This is a genomic window from Variovorax sp. MSC1_012, from assembly GCF_023667525.1.
GTDB classification, from domain to species: Bacteria; Pseudomonadota; Gammaproteobacteria; order Burkholderiales; family Burkholderiaceae_C; genus Variovorax; species Variovorax beijingensis_B.
Map to the genome: position 1 here is coordinate 5,245,299 of NZ_CM174443.1, position 14,195 is coordinate 5,259,493.

Consider the following 14,195-nt stretch of genomic DNA (forward strand, 5'->3'; position numbering starts at 1 on the left):
GCTTGCATGACCACGATGACCACGCCCGAACAGAAAAGGAACAACCGCCGCATGGGGCTCACGCTGGCCTCCATCGCGGTGCTGTTCTTTCTCGGATTCCTGGTCCGCATGATCTGGTTCGGCGGACGCTGAAGCAGCAGCCAACGGAGCCGTCCGCATCATGAGCCTCGGTCAACGCATCAAGCGCGCCAATGTCCGCATGGTCGGCAAGCTGGCCGTGGTGACCTGCGGCATGTTCGCGTTCGGCTATGCCCTGGTGCCGCTCTACCGCGCCATCTGCGAAATGACCGGCATCAACATCCTCGCGCTCAACGAGCTCGAGGTGCCGGGCGGCGCGAGCGGCGGCAAGAACGTGCGCGTGCCCGACAACACGCAGGTCGACACCACGCGCACCATCACGGTCGAATTCGATTCCAACGTGCGCGGCGGCCTCTGGGACTTCAAGCCCGCCGAGCGGACGATGCAGGTGCACCCCGGCCAGCTCAACACCGTGGTCTACGAATTCCAGAACGTGCAGAACCGCCGCATGGCGGCGCAGGCCATCCCGAGCTATGCGCCGCAGCAGGCCGCGCCGTACTTCAACAAGCTCGAGTGCTTCTGCTTCAACCAATACACGCTCGACCCGGGCGAGAAGAAGCAGTGGCCCGTCGCCTTCGTGATCGACCCGAAGATCTCCAAGGACGTGAAGACCATCACGCTGTCCTACACCTTCTTCGAAGTCGGCGGCAAGACGCCCGCGGCCCCGGTGGCCGCTGTTTCGAATGCTGCCCATGAGCCCCGTTCGTGACCGCGCCGAACACCCCGCCCAAGGCCACGCTGTGGGACACGGTGAAGGCCGTCTGCTGGTCGTTCTTCGGGGTGCGCAAGAAAAGCGCCTACCAGGACGACCTGGCCAAGCTGAACCCGCTGCACATCATCGCGGTGGCTTTTGTCGCGGTCATCGTTTTCATCGTGGGCCTGGTGCTGCTGGTGCGCTACGTGGTGGCGCCCTGAACCCGGTCCGCGTGGCCCACGACATCCAGAACCCATCGAATCGAGAGAAGAAAGAAAGCCAGGAGCTGATATGAGTTCAACCACCCACGGCACCACGCCCTACTACTTTGTGCCCGGGCCGTCCGCCTACCCGGTCATGGCCGCGACCGGCCTGTTCTTCGTGATTCTCGGCGCGGGCCAGTGGATCAACGGCCACCAGTGGGGCGCCTGGTCCCTGCTGGCGGGCATGGTCGCGTGGCTCGCCACGCTGTTCGTGTGGTTCCGCACCGCCATCGGCGAGAGCGAAAGCGGTCAGTACGGCCACAAGATCGACCTCTCGTTCCGCTGGAGCATGAGCTGGTTCATCTTCTCCGAAGTGATGTTCTTCGGTGCCTTCTTCACCGCGCTGTGGTGGACCCGCACCCATTCGCTGCCGGCGCTCGGCAGCCTGGACAACGCGCTGCTCTGGCCCGACTTCAAGGCCGTCTGGCCCAGCGTTGCAGCCGGCGTCACCGGTTCGCCGGCCGACATCGTCGAGCCCTTCCAGACCGTCGGCCCGTTCTGGCTGCCCACGATCAACACCGCGCTCCTGCTGAGCTCGGGCGTGACGCTCACCATCGCCCACCACGCGCTGCGTGCCGGCCATCGCGCCCAGACCATCCGCTTCATGTGGCTCACCGTGCTGCTCGGCGTGCTCTTCCTGGGCGTGCAAGGCTACGAGTACCACCACCTGTACACCGACCTGAACCTCAAGCTCAGCTCCGGCGCCTACGGCTCGACCTTCTTCATGCTGACCGGCTTCCACGGCCTGCACGTGTTCATCGGCATGCTGATGCTGCTGTTCATCACGCTGCGCCTGCAGAAGGGCCACTTCACGCCGGAGCGCCATTTCGGCTTCGAGGGCGCGGCCTGGTACTGGCACTTCGTCGACGTGGTGTGGCTCGGCCTCTACATGCTGGTGTACTGGCTTTGAGCGAACTCCGCGGCATGCAGAAAAAAAGGCGCCGGAAGGCGCCTTTTTCATGGTTCTCGTGGAACGAGCACCATCTACTTGCCGAGCGGGAGCCCGGTGGGCTGGATGTAGCCGAATTTCCAGGCCAGCAGCATGCAGAGGAACAAAAACACCGAGAGACCGATCCGAAAGGTGAGCGCGCGCGCCATGCCGCCGCTCTTGGCGCGTCCGTTGCGCCCGTCTTTCAGCATGTAGAAGAGCGCGAAGGCAAGGCTCGCGAAGATGCCCACGAAAACCAGGGCGATGAAATATTTCATGACCCCGATTATCGGCCGCACGCCTCATCCACTCCAGTGACGCCGCAACCCCTTCACCCCGCCCGGTCGAGGCCGAGGCGGGGCCGCTTCCTGCTGGTCACGCTGGCCGCCGTGCTGGCCCTTTCCGCCACGGTGTCGCTGGGACGCTGGCAGCTGTCGCGCGCCGCGCAGAAGGAGGCGCTGCAGGCCGAGATCGAGGCCCAAAAGCAGAAGCCGCCACTGTCCCAGGCCGAGTTCCTGGCGCTCGAGGCGCCGGCCGGCGAGTTGCACCGGCCCGTGCGGCTGCGCGGCCTCTGGCTGACGCCCCAGACGGTCTACCTGGACAACCGGCAGATGCATGGCGTGCCGGGCTTCTACGTGCTGACGCCGTTCGCCCTGGAAGGCAGCGACCAGGCCGTGATGATCCAACGCGGCTGGGTGCAGCGCAATTTCAACGACCGCACGCAGCTGGGCGCGGTCGAGACGCCGACGGGCATCGTCGAAGTCGCGGGCCTGATCGAGCCGCCGCCGGGCCATTTGTTCGAGCTCGGCAAGCCGGCCGCAGCCGCCTCGGCACCGGAATCCGCGGGGTCTTCGCCCATCCGGCAGAATCTCGACCTGGAAGCGTTCCGCGCCGAAACCAAGCTGCCGCTGCGAACCGATGTGTCGCTGCAGCAGGTCGGCCCCGCTTCCGAGGGGTTGCAGCGCGACTGGCCGGCCCCGGCTCTGGGTCTGGAGAAGCACTACGGCTATGCATTCCAGTGGTTCGGGCTTTCCGCCCTCGTGGTCATCCTCTATGTCTGGTTCCAAATCATTTCCCCCTACCGCCGCTCGCGGCGCCGCGCACGCGATGAACGCAGCCTCTGACGAACCGCTGGGCCTGACGGTGCACTCGATGCCGTCGCCCAACCAGGCGCTCGACGGCGCCGAGGGCCGCCGCACGGTGGTCGGACGCTGGAAGATGATTGCCGTGATGCTGATGTGCGCCGCGCCCGTCATCGCGTCGTACTTCACCTACTACGTGATTCGGCCCGAGGGGCGCAGCGTCTACGGCGAGCTCATCGATCCGCAGCGCACGCTGCCGGCATTCACCGCGACGGACCGCAACGGTGCGCCGGTCGACGTTGCCACGCTCAAGGGCCAGTGGCTGCTGGTGGCGGTGGCCGATGCGGCCTGCGACGCGCTCTGCGAACAGCAGCTCTATCTGCAGCGCCAGCTGCGCGAAAGCCTGGGCCGCGAGAAGGACCGCCTCGACCGCGTCTGGCTCGTGAGCGATGCGGCGCCCGTTCCGGCGCGGCTGGACAACGGCCTGCGCGGCGCCACCGTGCTGCGCGTGCCGGCCGAGCAGTTGGCCAAGTGGCTCGCGCCCGTTCCGGGCCACGGGCTGGCCGAGCACTTGTACGTGGTCGATCCGATGGGCAACTGGATGATGCGTTTTCCGGCCCGCATGGACGCCGCGGGCGCCAGCCGTGCCAAGCGCGACCTCGACCGCCTGCTGCGCGCCTCCGCCTCCTGGGACGAGCCCGGACGCTAGCACCGCATGATGAACACCGGCTCGCTCTACGACCTCACCCCCATCGCCTGGCTGATGGCCGCCGGCGTGCTGATCGCGCTCGGTCCGCTGGTGTGGGTGTGGCGCCGCAACGCGGGTGCCGGACCCGCGCGCCGGCTGCATGCGCTCACCGTGCTGACGCTGTTCCTCACCTTCGACCTCACGCTGTTCGGCGCCTTCACCCGGCTCACCGATTCGGGCCTGGGCTGCCCCGACTGGCCGGGCTGCTACGGCAACGCGAGCCCGGTGGGCGCGCGCCACGAGATCGCCATGGCGCAGTCGGCCCAGCCGACCGGTCCGGTCACGCACAGCAAGGCCTGGGTCGAGATGGTGCATCGCTACCTGGCCACCGGTGTCGGCGTGCTGATCCTCGCGCTCGCGGGCGCCACCTGGATCGTGCGGCGGCGCCAGCGCCGCTTGCCCGCGCCGGCGGGCGGCGAGCACGCCACGCTCAGCGCATGGTGGCCCGCGCTCACGTTGGTCTGGGTCTGCCTGCAGGGCGCGTTCGGCGCGCTCACGGTCACCTGGAAGCTCTTTCCTGCCATCGTCACGCTGCACCTGCTGGGCGCCGTGGTGCTGCTGGTGCTGCTGTGCATCCAGGCCGTGCGCTACCGGCAGGCCGCTGCCGACCGCCTGCCAACGCCCGTGTCGCCTGCGCTGCGCAACGGGCTGATCGCCACTTCGGCCCTGCTGCTGCTGCAGATCGCACTCGGCGGCTGGGTCAGCACCAACTATGCGGTGCTGGCCTGCACCCAGTTTCCGACCTGCCAAGGCAGCTGGTGGCCGCCGATGAATTTTGCCCAGGGCTTCGAGATCTGGCGCCACCTGGGCGTGACCGGCAATGGCGTGCCGCTCGATTTTTCAGCGCTCACCGCCATCCACTACGTGCATCGGCTGATGGCGTACGCCGTCTTCGCCGCGCTGGGCCTGCTCGCGTGGCAGCTGCGCCGTACTCCGCCGCTTCGGCCGCAGGCGCACTGGCTCGCGGGGCTCGCGCTGCTCCAGCTTGCCACCGGCCTGGGCAACGTGCTGCTCGGCTGGCCGCTGATCGCCGCGGTCCTGCACACCGGGGGCGCCGCGGCGCTGGCCGTGGTGCTGACATGGGCGCTGTGCGAGAGCCGCCGCGGGGCCGTGGCTGAGATCGCACACGACACGGACAAGGCGCCCGGCGCCCCACACAACAACCAGAGGGAGGCCGCCGCGTGAGCACGCCGATTTCCGTGCAGCAGACAAGCACCGCCAACGTGCTGCGCCAGTTCTATGCGCTGACCAAGCCGCGCGTGGTGCAGCTGATCGTCTTCTGCGCCCTCATCGGCATGGTGCTGGCCGTGCCCGGGCTGCCCTCGTGGGCCGACGTGCAGCGCGCCGTGCTGGCCTGCATCGGCATCTGGCTGGTGGCGGGAGCGGCGGCGGCGTTCAATTGCCTGGTCGAGAAGGGGATCGACGCCAAGATGAAGCGCACCGCCTGGCGCCCCACGGCGCGCGGGCAGCTCAGCGACCTGCAGGCGCTGGTGTTCTCGGCGCTGCTGTGCGCGGCCGGTTCGGCGCTGCTGTGGTTCCAGGTCAATCCGCTCACCATGTGGCTGACCTTTGCCACCTTCGTCGGCTATGCGGTGATCTACACCGTGATCCTCAAGCCGCTGACGCCGCAGAACATCGTGATCGGCGGCGCCTCGGGCGCGATGCCGCCGGTGCTGGGCTGGGCCGCGATGACCGGCGACGTGGGCCCCGAGGCGCTGATCCTGTTCCTGATCATCTTCCTGTGGACCCCGCCGCACTTCTGGGCGCTCGCGCTCTACCGCGTCGAGGACTACCGCAAGGCCGGGCTGCCGATGCTGCCCGTCACGCACGGCAACGAGTTCACGCGGCTGCAGGTGCTGCTCTACACCTTCATCCTGTTCGCGGCCTGCCTGATGCCTTTCATCTACGGCATGAGCGGCTGGCTCTACCTGGCGGTGGCGGTAGGCGTGAGCATCGGCTTCACGGGCTACGCCTTCGCGCTCTGGCGCAACTACTCCGATGCGCTGGCGCGAAAGACCTTCCGGTTCTCGCTGATCCACCTGAGCGTGCTGTTCGCGGCACTGCTCATCGACCACTATCTCCGCTGATTGACCGAATGCCCGTGCCCATGAACAAGCGAAATGCCCTCCAACTGATTGCCGGCGGTGCGGGATGGGCCGGCATGGCCGCCACCCTGGGCCTCGGTCTTTCGGCCTGCAGCGAAGCCAAGCCCAGCTTCAATGCGGTCGACATCACGGGCGCCGACTATGCCCGCGACTTCTCGCTGAAGGATGCCGACGGCAAGCTGCGCACACTGGCCGACTTCAAGGGCAAGGTGGTCGTGCTGTTCTTCGGCTATGCGCAGTGCCCGGACGTCTGCCCCACCACCATGACCGAGATGGCACAGGTCAAGCAGCAGCTCGGCGGCGACGGCGACAAGCTCCAGGTGCTGTTCGTCACGGTCGACCCCTCGCGCGACACGCCCGAGGTGCTCAAGGCCTACATGGGCGCGTTCGACCCGGGCTTCGTCGCGCTGATTCCCACGGCAGACCAGCTTGCCCAGGTCGCCAAGGACTTCAAGGTCTATTACAAGAAGGTCGAGGGCAAGACCCCCACGAGCTATTCGATGGACCATTCGGCCGCCAGCTTCGTCTACGACACCGACGGCCGGCTGCGGCTCTACGCGCGCTATGGCGCCGGCGTGGCGCCCATGGTGTCGGACGTGAAGGCGTTGCTCAAGTCCTGACCGCGCGCCCATGGACGCCGCCGTTGCCCTGGCCTCCGTCGAGCACCTGAAGGCGCGCAGGGGCGCCTTCCGCATCGCGCTCATTCCGCCCGAGGTGCTGCAGGCGCTCAACGACGGGCTGCTCGAGACCGTCAACCTCAACGAATTCATGGCACTCGAGCTGCCGCGGCTCGCGCGCAGCGTGGCGGGGCACATCGGGCTGGATCCGGCCAGCGAGCGGCTGGCCGACACCATTGCCATGCTCGGCGCGTTCAAGCCGATGCAGCGGCACGGCCACATTGCGCGCGCGCTCTACGACCTGGCGGCGCTGCATGCCGAGCGCGACGCCGTTGCCCACCGGCTGGCCACGCACGCAAGCGACGTGGCGCGCTGCTGGGCTGCGCAGTGGGTCACGCTCTCGGGCCTGTCGCTCGCGGCGCAGCTGGAGGCGGTGCGGCGTTTTGCCGCCGATCCGCATTTCGGCGTGCGGGAAATCGCCTGGATGGCGGTGCGCGACGCGGTCATCGCCTCGCTCGACGAATCGCTCGCGCTGCTGCAGCCGTGGACGGCCGATGCCGATCCGAACATCCGCCGCTTTGCCAGCGAACTCACGCGTCCGCGCGGCGTCTGGTGCGCGCAGATCGACGCGCTCAAGGCCGAGCCCTGGCGCGCGCAGCCACTCCTGGAGCCGCTGCGGGCCGACGCCAGCCGCTATGTGCAGAACTCGGTGGCCAACTGGCTCAACGACGCGAGCAAGACCCAGCCCGAATGGGTCGACCGGCTCTGCGCGCGCTGGCTGGCCGAATCGGACACGCCGGCCACCCGCTACATCGCCAAGCGGGCCTTGCGGACGCTGGTCAGGCAGGCATGAAAAAGCCCGGCGCGCGGCCGGGCTTGTTCTGGCGAAGCGCGGCGGTCAGGCGTAGTCGGCCAGCGCCTTCTTCATCTTCTTCATGGCCGCGACTTCGATCTGGCGAATGCGCTCGGCGCTCACGCCGTACACCGCTGCCAGGTCGTGTAGCGTCATGCCGCCCGAACCGTCGTCGTTGACCTTGAGCCAGCGCTCTTCGACGATGCGGCGGCTGCGCTCGTCCAGCGCTTCGAGCGCGGTGGCGATGCCGTCGCTCGAGAGCCGGTCGCGCTGCTGCGACTCGAGAAGGGCAGTCGGCTCCTGCGTGGCGTCGGCCAGGTAGGCGATCGGGCCGAAGGCCTCGTCGCCGTCGTCCGACGGACCCGGATCGAGCAGCACGTCGCCGCCCGACAGGCGGGTTTCCATTTCCAGCACCTCTTCGGGCTTGACGTTGAGCCGGGTCGCCATCTGCGACACCTCGTCGGGGCTCAGCGTATCGCGGTGCGTGCCGTTGTCGGCCGCGGCCGAGTCGGCCTTGAAGCCCTGCTTCATCGAGCGCAGGTTGAAGAACAGCTTGCGCTGGGCCTTGGTCGTCGCGACCTTGACCATGCGCCAGTTCTTCAGGATGTACTCGTGGATCTCGGCCTTGATCCAGTGCATGGCGTAGCTCACGAGCCGCACGCCCTGGTCGGGGTCGAAGCGCTTCACGGCCTTCATGAGGCCGACGTTGCCTTCCTGGATCAGGTCGCCGTGCGGCAGCCCGTAGCCCAGGTATTGGCGCGAAATGGAAACCACGAGACGCAGGTGCGAGAGGATCAGCGCACCGGCCGCTTCGAGGTCGTTGTGGTCGCGCAGGCGGCGTGCGAAGCCCTGCTCTTCTTCGAGCGTGAGCATCGGCAAGCGGTTGGCGGCCGAAATATAAGCATCCAGGTTGCCCAGCGGCGGCACCATCGACCATGGATTGGCGACGGCGAGCTGGTTGGCAGAGGCTCCAGACAGCGTGGTCATCAGGGGAAACTCCTTTGTATTGGGCATATTAGCACTCGATTAGAGGGAGTGCTAAACCAAGGGTTCCCCCTAAGTTTCTATCGCACCGATAGCCAAAGCTGTCAGCCGGACGGTGATCCGGCCTGCGGCGGCGTCCGACCTGGGGATCACCAGCGGATACCGAGGCGCAAAAACAGCTTCGAGAGTACGAACAGCGGCCCCACCCAAAGATATTGGATGTCTTCGAAGAAAGAAGGTTTCCTGCCCTCGATCTTGTGGCCGATGAACTGGAAGATCCAGGCCACCACGAAGATGGCGGCGGAAACCGGCAGTACAAGGCTTCCCATTGCATGGACCAGCGCCAGCACCAGGGCCGTGCCAGCCAGCATGGCGAGCAGGAACGCCGGGGCGCGGAGCAGCGCGTAGTAGACCAGGCTGGCCGCCACGAAGAGGTAGGCGACCCACGGGTGCAGCGCAAACAGCAGGCCGACGAGGCTCAGCATGATGGCCGGGATCGCGGCGAAGTGAATCAGCTCGTTGGTCGGATGGCGGTGGCTTTCGCCATAGTGGGCCAGCAGCCGGTCGACCTTGCGCTCGCCCGCTGCCAGCGGGGCATCGGCGGTGTGCATCATGGTTGTCTCCAAAACGCCGTTCGATGCGGCGGGTAGCGCATGGTGCTCCCGCCTACGGTGGATGGCAAGTGCTATGAAAACAGGAGCGAACACCACCTGAATGTGGCGGCCGCGCCATGACTTAGTGCACTGTTGCGCGGATGGGGCCTCGCTAAGATCGACCGCGTGGCCTCGCTCGAATCTTCCTCCAACCCGCCGCCGTCGCTTCTGGCGAACGGCACGCCCGCGCAGGCGCCAGGTGCCATTCTGGTGGTGGACGACCACGACTTGCTGCGGCTCGGCGTGCGCGCGCTGATCCAGGCGCAGACCGCTTCTTCGGGGGCGGGCATCGAGGTCTTCGAGGCCGCCAGCGCGGCCGAGGCGCTGGCACTCTACGAGAAGCACCGCGAGTCGATCCGCCTGGTGCTGCTGGATCTGGCGCTGCCCGATACCCATGGGCTGAGCGGTCTCGCGGAATTTCGCCTGCGCCACCCGTCCGCGCGCATCGTGGTGCTGTCAGGCACCGGCAACACCTCCTTGGCACAGGGGGCGGTGGCGTTGGGCGCGAGCGCCTTTCTTCCCAAGTCGGCGGACCTGAAGGAGGTGGTGGGATTCATCCGCGCCTGCGGCCTGCTCGAGCCCGACGCGTCTGAAGTTCTCCCTCCCGCCACGATGCCCAAGGTGCCCGGCGGCTACGGCGAATCGGCGCAGGCCAGCGCCTGGCAGGAACTCACGCCGCGCCAGATGCAGGTGCTGCAATGGGTGCTCGAAGGCAAGGCGAACAAGGAAATCGCACAGCTCGCGAACCTGAGCGAAGGCACGGTGAAGAACCATGTATCGACCATCCTGCTGCTGTTCGGCGTGCGTTCGCGTGCGCAGCTGATCAGCAGCCTGCGTTGAGCCCGCCGCGCATGGCCGACACGCCGCTGAACCAGCGCGTGCTGCGCGAGCACGTGGCGTCGGTCTATTTCAACTACAACGCCACCTTCCTGGCCCGTGTCGTCTTCGTGCTGGTACTCGGCACGTTCATGTACCTGCAGCTGGGCGACCCGATGGTGCTGCCCTTCGTCGTGCTGCACCTGACGCTGTATATGGGCATGTACTTCACGCCGCGCTGGAATCCGTCGGTTCCGGCGGCGGACAGCGCCTGGTGGGCGCGCAGGATCACCCGCATCGTGACCCTGCTCGGGTTTGCCGATGCGCTGGCGCCATGGATCTTCGTGCCCGCGGGCAACCTGCCGGTCACCGCCGCGCTGATGGTGGTGATGATGGGCAATTGCGCCCGGGCCGTGCAGTCCCTGCGGCCGCTGAAGGCGGCGCTGTTCGGCCACACGCTGCCGATGATGGGCGGGCTGATCATTGCGCTGGCGTGGCAGCGCGACTCCATCCACCTCTTTCTCGCGGCTTTCGCCTCGATCTACCTGTTTCTCATGCTGCGCGTCGGCGTGCAGGAGCACAGGCTGTTGGCGGATTCGCTGGTCCTGCGCTTCGAGAAGGAAGCCCTGGCCGTGCGGCTGGAAGAGCAGATTGCCGCCACCGAGCGCGCCAGCCAGGAAAAGACCCGCTTCCTGGCCAGTGCCAGCCATGACCTGCGCCAGCCGCTGCACGCCATTGCGCTCTTCGGCGCTGCGCTCGAGAACGAGCTGCGCGGCCGTCCGGAGGAAGTGAACGCGCAGCGCCTGATGCGCGCCGTCAATGCCCTGGGCGCTTCGCTCGACATCATGCTCGACATCTCCCGGCTGGACGCCGGCGTGGTCACGCCTGTGCTCCAGGCGGTCCAGCTCGATGCTCTGTTCCTGCCGCTCAACCACACCTTCTCGGCCCAGGCCGAGCAAAAGCAGTTGCAACTGCGCGTGCGCGCCAGCGGGTTGTGGGTGCGCAGCGACCCCCAGCTGCTGCATCGGATGCTGTCCAACCTGCTGGACAACGCCCTCAAATACACCGCGCGCGGCGGAGTGACCGTGACGGCCCGCGAGCGCGGGGAGTTCGTGTGGATCGAGGTGCGGGACACCGGCATCGGCATTGCGCCCGAGCAGTCGAACCGGATCTTCGAGGAGTTCTACCAGATCGACAACCCGGGGCGCGACCGCTCGCGGGGGCTGGGCATCGGCCTGTCGATCGTGCAGCGGCTCTCGCACCTGCTGGGCCATCCGGTGCAAATGCATTCGAGGCTGGGGCGCGGCACCCATTTCCGCGTCGTGCTGCCGGCCGTCGCGCCGCAGGCCGGCGCACTGGCCGGACTTTTCCCGCCCGACGCTGCGGCGCCTCAGCAGGAACACCGGCCGCCCAGGCGAGCGGCGCCGGCACTGCCCGCGCGGGTGCTGCTGCTGGACGACGAATCGGAAATCCGGGAAGCCATGACGGGCCTGCTGCGCTCGCATTCGATCGACGCGCTCGCCGTCGCGGATGAAGCCGCCGCCGCCGCCGCCTTGCAGCAGGCGAGCAGCGAGAGGCGGCCTTTCGAGCTGCTGATGTGCGACTACCGGCTGGCCGATGGCGTCGATGGGCTGGATGTGGGCCTGCGCCTGAGCGGCCGACGGCAGGGCGGACCCACCATCCCCTTGCTGCTGATCACCGGCGAGACCTCGCCCGACAGGCTGCTGCGCGTGCGGGAATCCGGGGTTCCCGTGCTGTTCAAGCCGGTGGCCACCGATTCGCTGTTCCGGATGATGGCCCGGGCGGCAAGCCCGGAGCGGGGCGGAATCTAATACTTTCGGATCTGTTGCCGTGAGTTGCCGAGGCGTTGCCGGCGATGTCATGACTTTTGGCACTGGTGGCTGCCAAGCCCCCGGACGTACCTTCCATGGGTCGCAAACACACATCGATCAGGGAGGAATCCGAATGAGATTTAAGCTTGCAGCGGTAGCAATCGCAACGACCACCATGCTGGCCCTTGCGGCCTGCGGCGGGGGTGGAGGAGGCGGCGGTGGCACGCTGCCGCCTGGCTGGGGCGCACCGCCTCCGCCGCCCCCTCCGCCACCGCCCCCGCCTCCGCCCGCGCCCCCTCCGGCGCCTGCCCCGGCTCCAGTTCCTGCCACTCACACTTTTATGTACGAGGCGTTGCCGCCTTCCGCCGACATTGATGCTTTCGTCGCAACGCTCCAATCGCAGGGCGCCCGCGGCTTTCGCTTTCTGAGCCCGCTGGGGGCGACCGACGGCACGGTTACTGAAAGCGCCTCTGTCTTCGTGAAGTACGCCGATGCGAACTACACCTACGAGGTCAAGGCAGAAACGGCAGACAGCGCGGCGTTCCTGGCCCAGGCCAACGAGGCCGGTGCCAGAGGATTCCGCTGGGTTGGCCCTCTGAGTGTGAATGGCGCGGCCTTCTTTCTGTATCGCAAGGAAAGTGATTCCAATGCCGCGTACAGCTATCGTGCCGATCCCATGCCGGGAAGCAAAGCAGACTATCTGGCGCAAGCGAACGCGCTGGGCAGCCAGGGCTACTACAACACAGCGGCTTTCTTCCGGTTCGGAGGCGAAGCCAGGTCCGTGTTCGAAAAGGACACGACCGGCAACGCCACCTACGGGTACGAACTGGGGGAGCTCACCAGCGGCGAAGCCGAAGGGATGGCGCAGTTCAACGAAAAGGGCTCGCGCGGTTTCCGTTTCCGCGGGCTGGCCAGCTTCACGGACGGAGGCGCGCAGACCTATGTCAAGGACCTGTCGCAATCGGCGACGTTCAGCTATGAGGCACTGGACACGCAGCCCACCATGGCGGCGCTGATCACGCAGGCCAACGCTCAGGGCGCAAGGAACTTCGGGTTTCTGGGACCGCTCAGCGTCGGAAGTACCAGCAAGATCTTCTATTACAAGCCCACCAATTGCACGGGGGCGGTAGTTTGTGTTCCCACGGGGCCTTTCGGCCCCTGACCGTGCCGACGACATGGTGCGGCGCGTGCTCTGCGCACGGAGCAAATAGCAGGGGTAAGGGAGAGAAAAAGAAAGAAAAAAGCGAAAGCGGCCTCGGCGCAAGCGGGGGCCGCTTTTTTTAACCCAGCAGCGCCAGGGCGAACTCGCGCGCGTTGAAGGTTTCGAGGTCTTCCAGCTTCTCGCCCACGCCGATGAAGTAGACCGGGATCGGCCGCTCCCGTGCAATGGCGCAGAGCACGCCGCCCTTGGCGGTGCCGTCGAGCTTGGTCACCACCAGGCCGGTGAGGCCCAGCGTCTCGTCGAAGGCCCTGACCTGCGCCAGGGCGTTCTGCCCGGTGTTGCCATCGATCACCAGCAGCACCTCGTGCGGCGCGGTAGCGTCGGCCTTGGTGACGACGCGCTTGATCTTCTTGAGTTCGTCCATCAGGTGCAGTTGCGTCGGCAGCCGACCGGCGGTGTCGACCAGCACCACGTCCTTGCCGCGCGCCTTGCCCGCGGTCACCGCGTCGAAGCTCACGGCCGACGGGTCGCCGCCTTCCTGGCTCACGATCTCGACCGTGTTGCGGTCGGCCCAGACCAGCAGCTGCTCGCGTGCCGCCGCGCGAAAGGTGTCTGCCGCGGCCAGCAGCACCGAGGCGCCTTCGCTGGCCAGGTGTTTGGTGAGCTTGCCGATCGAGGTGGTCTTGCCGGCGCCGTTGACTCCCGCCACCATGATCACCGTCGGCGTGAACTGGCCGATCACCAGCGGCTTTTCGAGCGGCTGGAGCAGGTCGGTGATGGCATCGGCCAGCAGCCGCTTCACTTGCGCCGCATCGGTCGCCATCTGGCGTTTGACGCGGCCGCGCAGGTCGTCGAGCAGGTATTCGGTGGCCTTGACGCCGGCATCGGCCATCAGCAGCGCCGATTCGAGCTCCTCGTACAGCGCTTCGTCGATCTGCGCATTGACGAACACCGCCTGGATGCCGGTGCCGGTCTTGCGCAGGCCGGTCTTGAGCTTGTCGAACCAGCCCTTGCGCTCGGCCGGCATGGCAGCCTCGGTGACGAGGGCGGGCGGGGGCACGGCCGGAACGGCAGGCGCGGGTGCAGCAGGCACAGGCGCGAGGTTCGGCGCCGCGGGGGCGGCTGGTGTCGCGGCCGCGGGTGGCGGCGGAGGGGGCACAAACGGGGGCGCCGTGTCTGGGGCTGGAGGCGGAGGCGCCGCTTCCTCCGCGGCAGGCTTGGAGCCGAACCAGCTCGACGGGGAGAACACCGAGCGCGCAGGGGCGGCAGCGGGCGCAGGCGCGGGCTCGGGCGCAGGTGCCGGCTCGGCGGCCGGTGAGGGCGTCGGCGCGGCCGGGGATTCGGCAGGTGGTTTTTTCTTGAAGAAACTGAACATCGGGA

17 protein-coding genes are annotated in these 14,195 nt (G+C 67.3%); 13 read left to right on the plus strand and 4 right to left on the minus strand.

The window, feature by feature from the left end:
- Positions 1-15 precede the first annotated feature (15 nt).
- The 4 genes from L1081_RS24665 to L1081_RS24680 all read left to right on the plus strand — a co-directional run bounded on the left by L1081_RS24665 (position 16) and on the right by L1081_RS24680 (position 1,945).
- Complete coding sequence (locus tag L1081_RS24665; protein ID WP_021009071.1) at positions 16-132, plus strand: cytochrome oxidase small assembly protein; 117 nt, start codon at positions 16-18, stop codon at positions 130-132.
- A gap of 28 nt (positions 133-160) precedes the next feature.
- A complete protein-coding gene (locus L1081_RS24670) occupies positions 161-787 on the plus strand; it encodes a cytochrome c oxidase assembly protein (protein WP_124960140.1) in 627 nt (208 codons plus the stop codon).
- Complete coding sequence (locus tag L1081_RS24675) at positions 784-993, plus strand: DUF2970 domain-containing protein (protein WP_489414492.1); 210 nt, start codon at positions 784-786, stop codon at positions 991-993. The genes L1081_RS24670 and L1081_RS24675 overlap by 4 nt, the downstream gene beginning before the upstream one ends.
- Positions 994-1,063: 70 nt before the next feature.
- Positions 1,064-1,945 carry a cytochrome c oxidase subunit 3 gene (locus L1081_RS24680; RefSeq protein ID WP_489414493.1) on the plus strand — a complete coding sequence of 294 codons (882 nt, stop codon included), beginning with the start codon at positions 1,064-1,066 and terminating at the stop codon, positions 1,943-1,945.
- A gap of 74 nt (positions 1,946-2,019) precedes the next feature.
- On the opposite strand, the gene L1081_RS24685 is transcribed toward L1081_RS24680, so the two are convergent.
- A complete protein-coding gene (locus tag L1081_RS24685; protein WP_489414494.1) occupies positions 2,020-2,241 on the minus strand; it encodes a twin transmembrane helix small protein in 222 nt (73 codons plus the stop codon).
- A gap of 36 nt (positions 2,242-2,277) precedes the next feature.
- Here L1081_RS24685 and L1081_RS24690 point away from each other — a divergent pair, with 36 nt between their 5' ends.
- Genes L1081_RS24690 through L1081_RS24715 form a run of 6 tightly spaced genes read left to right on the plus strand, consistent with a single transcriptional unit; the run spans position 2,278 to position 7,368 of the window.
- Positions 2,278-3,087, plus strand: coding sequence for an SURF1 family cytochrome oxidase biogenesis protein (locus L1081_RS24690; RefSeq protein WP_489414495.1), 810 nt, complete (start codon positions 2,278-2,280; stop codon positions 3,085-3,087).
- Positions 3,071-3,754 carry a redox-active disulfide-containing membrane protein gene (locus L1081_RS24695; RefSeq protein WP_489414496.1) on the plus strand — a complete coding sequence of 228 codons (684 nt, stop codon included), beginning with the start codon at positions 3,071-3,073 and terminating at the stop codon, positions 3,752-3,754. Before L1081_RS24690 ends, L1081_RS24695 begins: the two co-directional genes overlap by 17 nt.
- A gap of 6 nt (positions 3,755-3,760) precedes the next feature.
- Entirely contained in the window at positions 3,761-4,978 is a 1,218-nt protein-coding gene (locus tag L1081_RS24700; protein WP_489414497.1) for a COX15/CtaA family protein, read from the plus strand.
- Positions 4,975-5,880: a heme o synthase gene (cyoE, locus tag L1081_RS24705; protein WP_489414498.1), complete on the plus strand. Its 906-nt coding sequence runs from the start codon at positions 4,975-4,977 to the stop codon at positions 5,878-5,880. The genes L1081_RS24700 and cyoE overlap by 4 nt, the downstream gene beginning before the upstream one ends.
- Positions 5,881-5,900: 20 nt before the next feature.
- A complete protein-coding gene (locus tag L1081_RS24710) occupies positions 5,901-6,518 on the plus strand; it encodes an SCO family protein (RefSeq protein WP_489414499.1) in 618 nt (205 codons plus the stop codon).
- Between the two features lie 10 nt (positions 6,519-6,528).
- On the plus strand, positions 6,529-7,368 hold the full coding sequence (locus tag L1081_RS24715) for a DNA alkylation repair protein (protein ID WP_489414500.1): 840 nt from the start codon (positions 6,529-6,531) through the stop codon (positions 7,366-7,368).
- Positions 7,369-7,413: 45 nt separating this feature from the next.
- On the opposite strand, the gene rpoH is transcribed toward L1081_RS24715, so the two are convergent.
- Together rpoH and L1081_RS24725 are read right to left on the minus strand one after the other, a co-directional pair.
- Positions 7,414-8,355 carry an RNA polymerase sigma factor RpoH gene (rpoH, locus tag L1081_RS24720; protein WP_018906715.1) on the minus strand — a complete coding sequence of 314 codons (942 nt, stop codon included), beginning with the start codon at positions 8,353-8,355 and terminating at the stop codon, positions 7,414-7,416.
- A gap of 146 nt (positions 8,356-8,501) precedes the next feature.
- Positions 8,502-8,966: an Mpo1-like protein gene (locus tag L1081_RS24725; protein ID WP_489414501.1), complete on the minus strand. Its 465-nt coding sequence runs from the start codon at positions 8,964-8,966 to the stop codon at positions 8,502-8,504.
- Positions 8,967-9,131: 165 nt separating this feature from the next.
- Here L1081_RS24725 and L1081_RS24730 point away from each other — a divergent pair, with 165 nt between their 5' ends.
- From L1081_RS24730 to L1081_RS24740, 3 genes are all read left to right on the plus strand, one after another.
- A complete protein-coding gene (locus L1081_RS24730) occupies positions 9,132-9,845 on the plus strand; it encodes a response regulator (protein ID WP_489414502.1) in 714 nt (237 codons plus the stop codon).
- 11 nt (positions 9,846-9,856) lie between these two features.
- Positions 9,857-11,653, plus strand: coding sequence for an ATP-binding protein (locus L1081_RS24735; protein WP_489414503.1), 1,797 nt, complete (start codon positions 9,857-9,859; stop codon positions 11,651-11,653).
- Positions 11,654-11,993: 340 nt separating this feature from the next.
- Positions 11,994-12,815 (plus strand): hypothetical protein, encoded by an 822-nt coding sequence (locus L1081_RS24740; protein ID WP_489414504.1) that lies wholly within the window; start codon positions 11,994-11,996, stop codon positions 12,813-12,815.
- Positions 12,816-12,933: 118 nt separating this feature from the next.
- On the opposite strand, the gene ftsY is transcribed toward L1081_RS24740, so the two are convergent.
- A complete protein-coding gene (ftsY, locus tag L1081_RS24745) occupies positions 12,934-14,190 on the minus strand; it encodes a signal recognition particle-docking protein FtsY (RefSeq protein ID WP_489414505.1) in 1,257 nt (418 codons plus the stop codon).
- Positions 14,191-14,195: the final 5 nt, after the last annotated feature.

Excerpts from the sequence above, each read along its gene's own strand:
- L1081_RS24665 (WP_021009071.1), top strand. The coding sequence starts at position 16 with ATGACCACGCCCGAACAGAAAAGGAACAACCGCCGCATGGGGCTCACG.
- L1081_RS24670 (WP_124960140.1), top strand. The coding sequence starts at position 161 with ATGAGCCTCGGTCAACGCATCAAGCGCGCCAATGTCCGCATGGTCGGC.
- L1081_RS24680 (WP_489414493.1), top strand. The coding sequence starts at position 1,064 with ATGAGTTCAACCACCCACGGCACCACGCCCTACTACTTTGTGCCCGGG.
- L1081_RS24685 (WP_489414494.1), bottom strand. The coding sequence starts at position 2,241 with ATGAAATATTTCATCGCCCTGGTTTTCGTGGGCATCTTCGCGAGCCTT.
- L1081_RS24695 (WP_489414496.1), top strand. The coding sequence starts at position 3,071 with ATGAACGCAGCCTCTGACGAACCGCTGGGCCTGACGGTGCACTCGATG.
- L1081_RS24700 (WP_489414497.1), top strand. The coding sequence starts at position 3,761 with ATGATGAACACCGGCTCGCTCTACGACCTCACCCCCATCGCCTGGCTG.
- L1081_RS24710 (WP_489414499.1), top strand. The coding sequence starts at position 5,901 with ATGAACAAGCGAAATGCCCTCCAACTGATTGCCGGCGGTGCGGGATGG.
- L1081_RS24715 (WP_489414500.1), top strand. The coding sequence starts at position 6,529 with ATGGACGCCGCCGTTGCCCTGGCCTCCGTCGAGCACCTGAAGGCGCGC.
- rpoH (WP_018906715.1), bottom strand. The coding sequence starts at position 8,355 with ATGACCACGCTGTCTGGAGCCTCTGCCAACCAGCTCGCCGTCGCCAAT.
- L1081_RS24725 (WP_489414501.1), bottom strand. The coding sequence starts at position 8,966 with ATGATGCACACCGCCGATGCCCCGCTGGCAGCGGGCGAGCGCAAGGTC.
- L1081_RS24735 (WP_489414503.1), top strand. The coding sequence starts at position 9,857 with ATGGCCGACACGCCGCTGAACCAGCGCGTGCTGCGCGAGCACGTGGCG.
- L1081_RS24740 (WP_489414504.1), top strand. The coding sequence starts at position 11,994 with ATGTACGAGGCGTTGCCGCCTTCCGCCGACATTGATGCTTTCGTCGCA.
- ftsY (WP_489414505.1), bottom strand. The coding sequence starts at position 14,190 with ATGTTCAGTTTCTTCAAGAAAAAACCACCTGCCGAATCCCCGGCCGCG.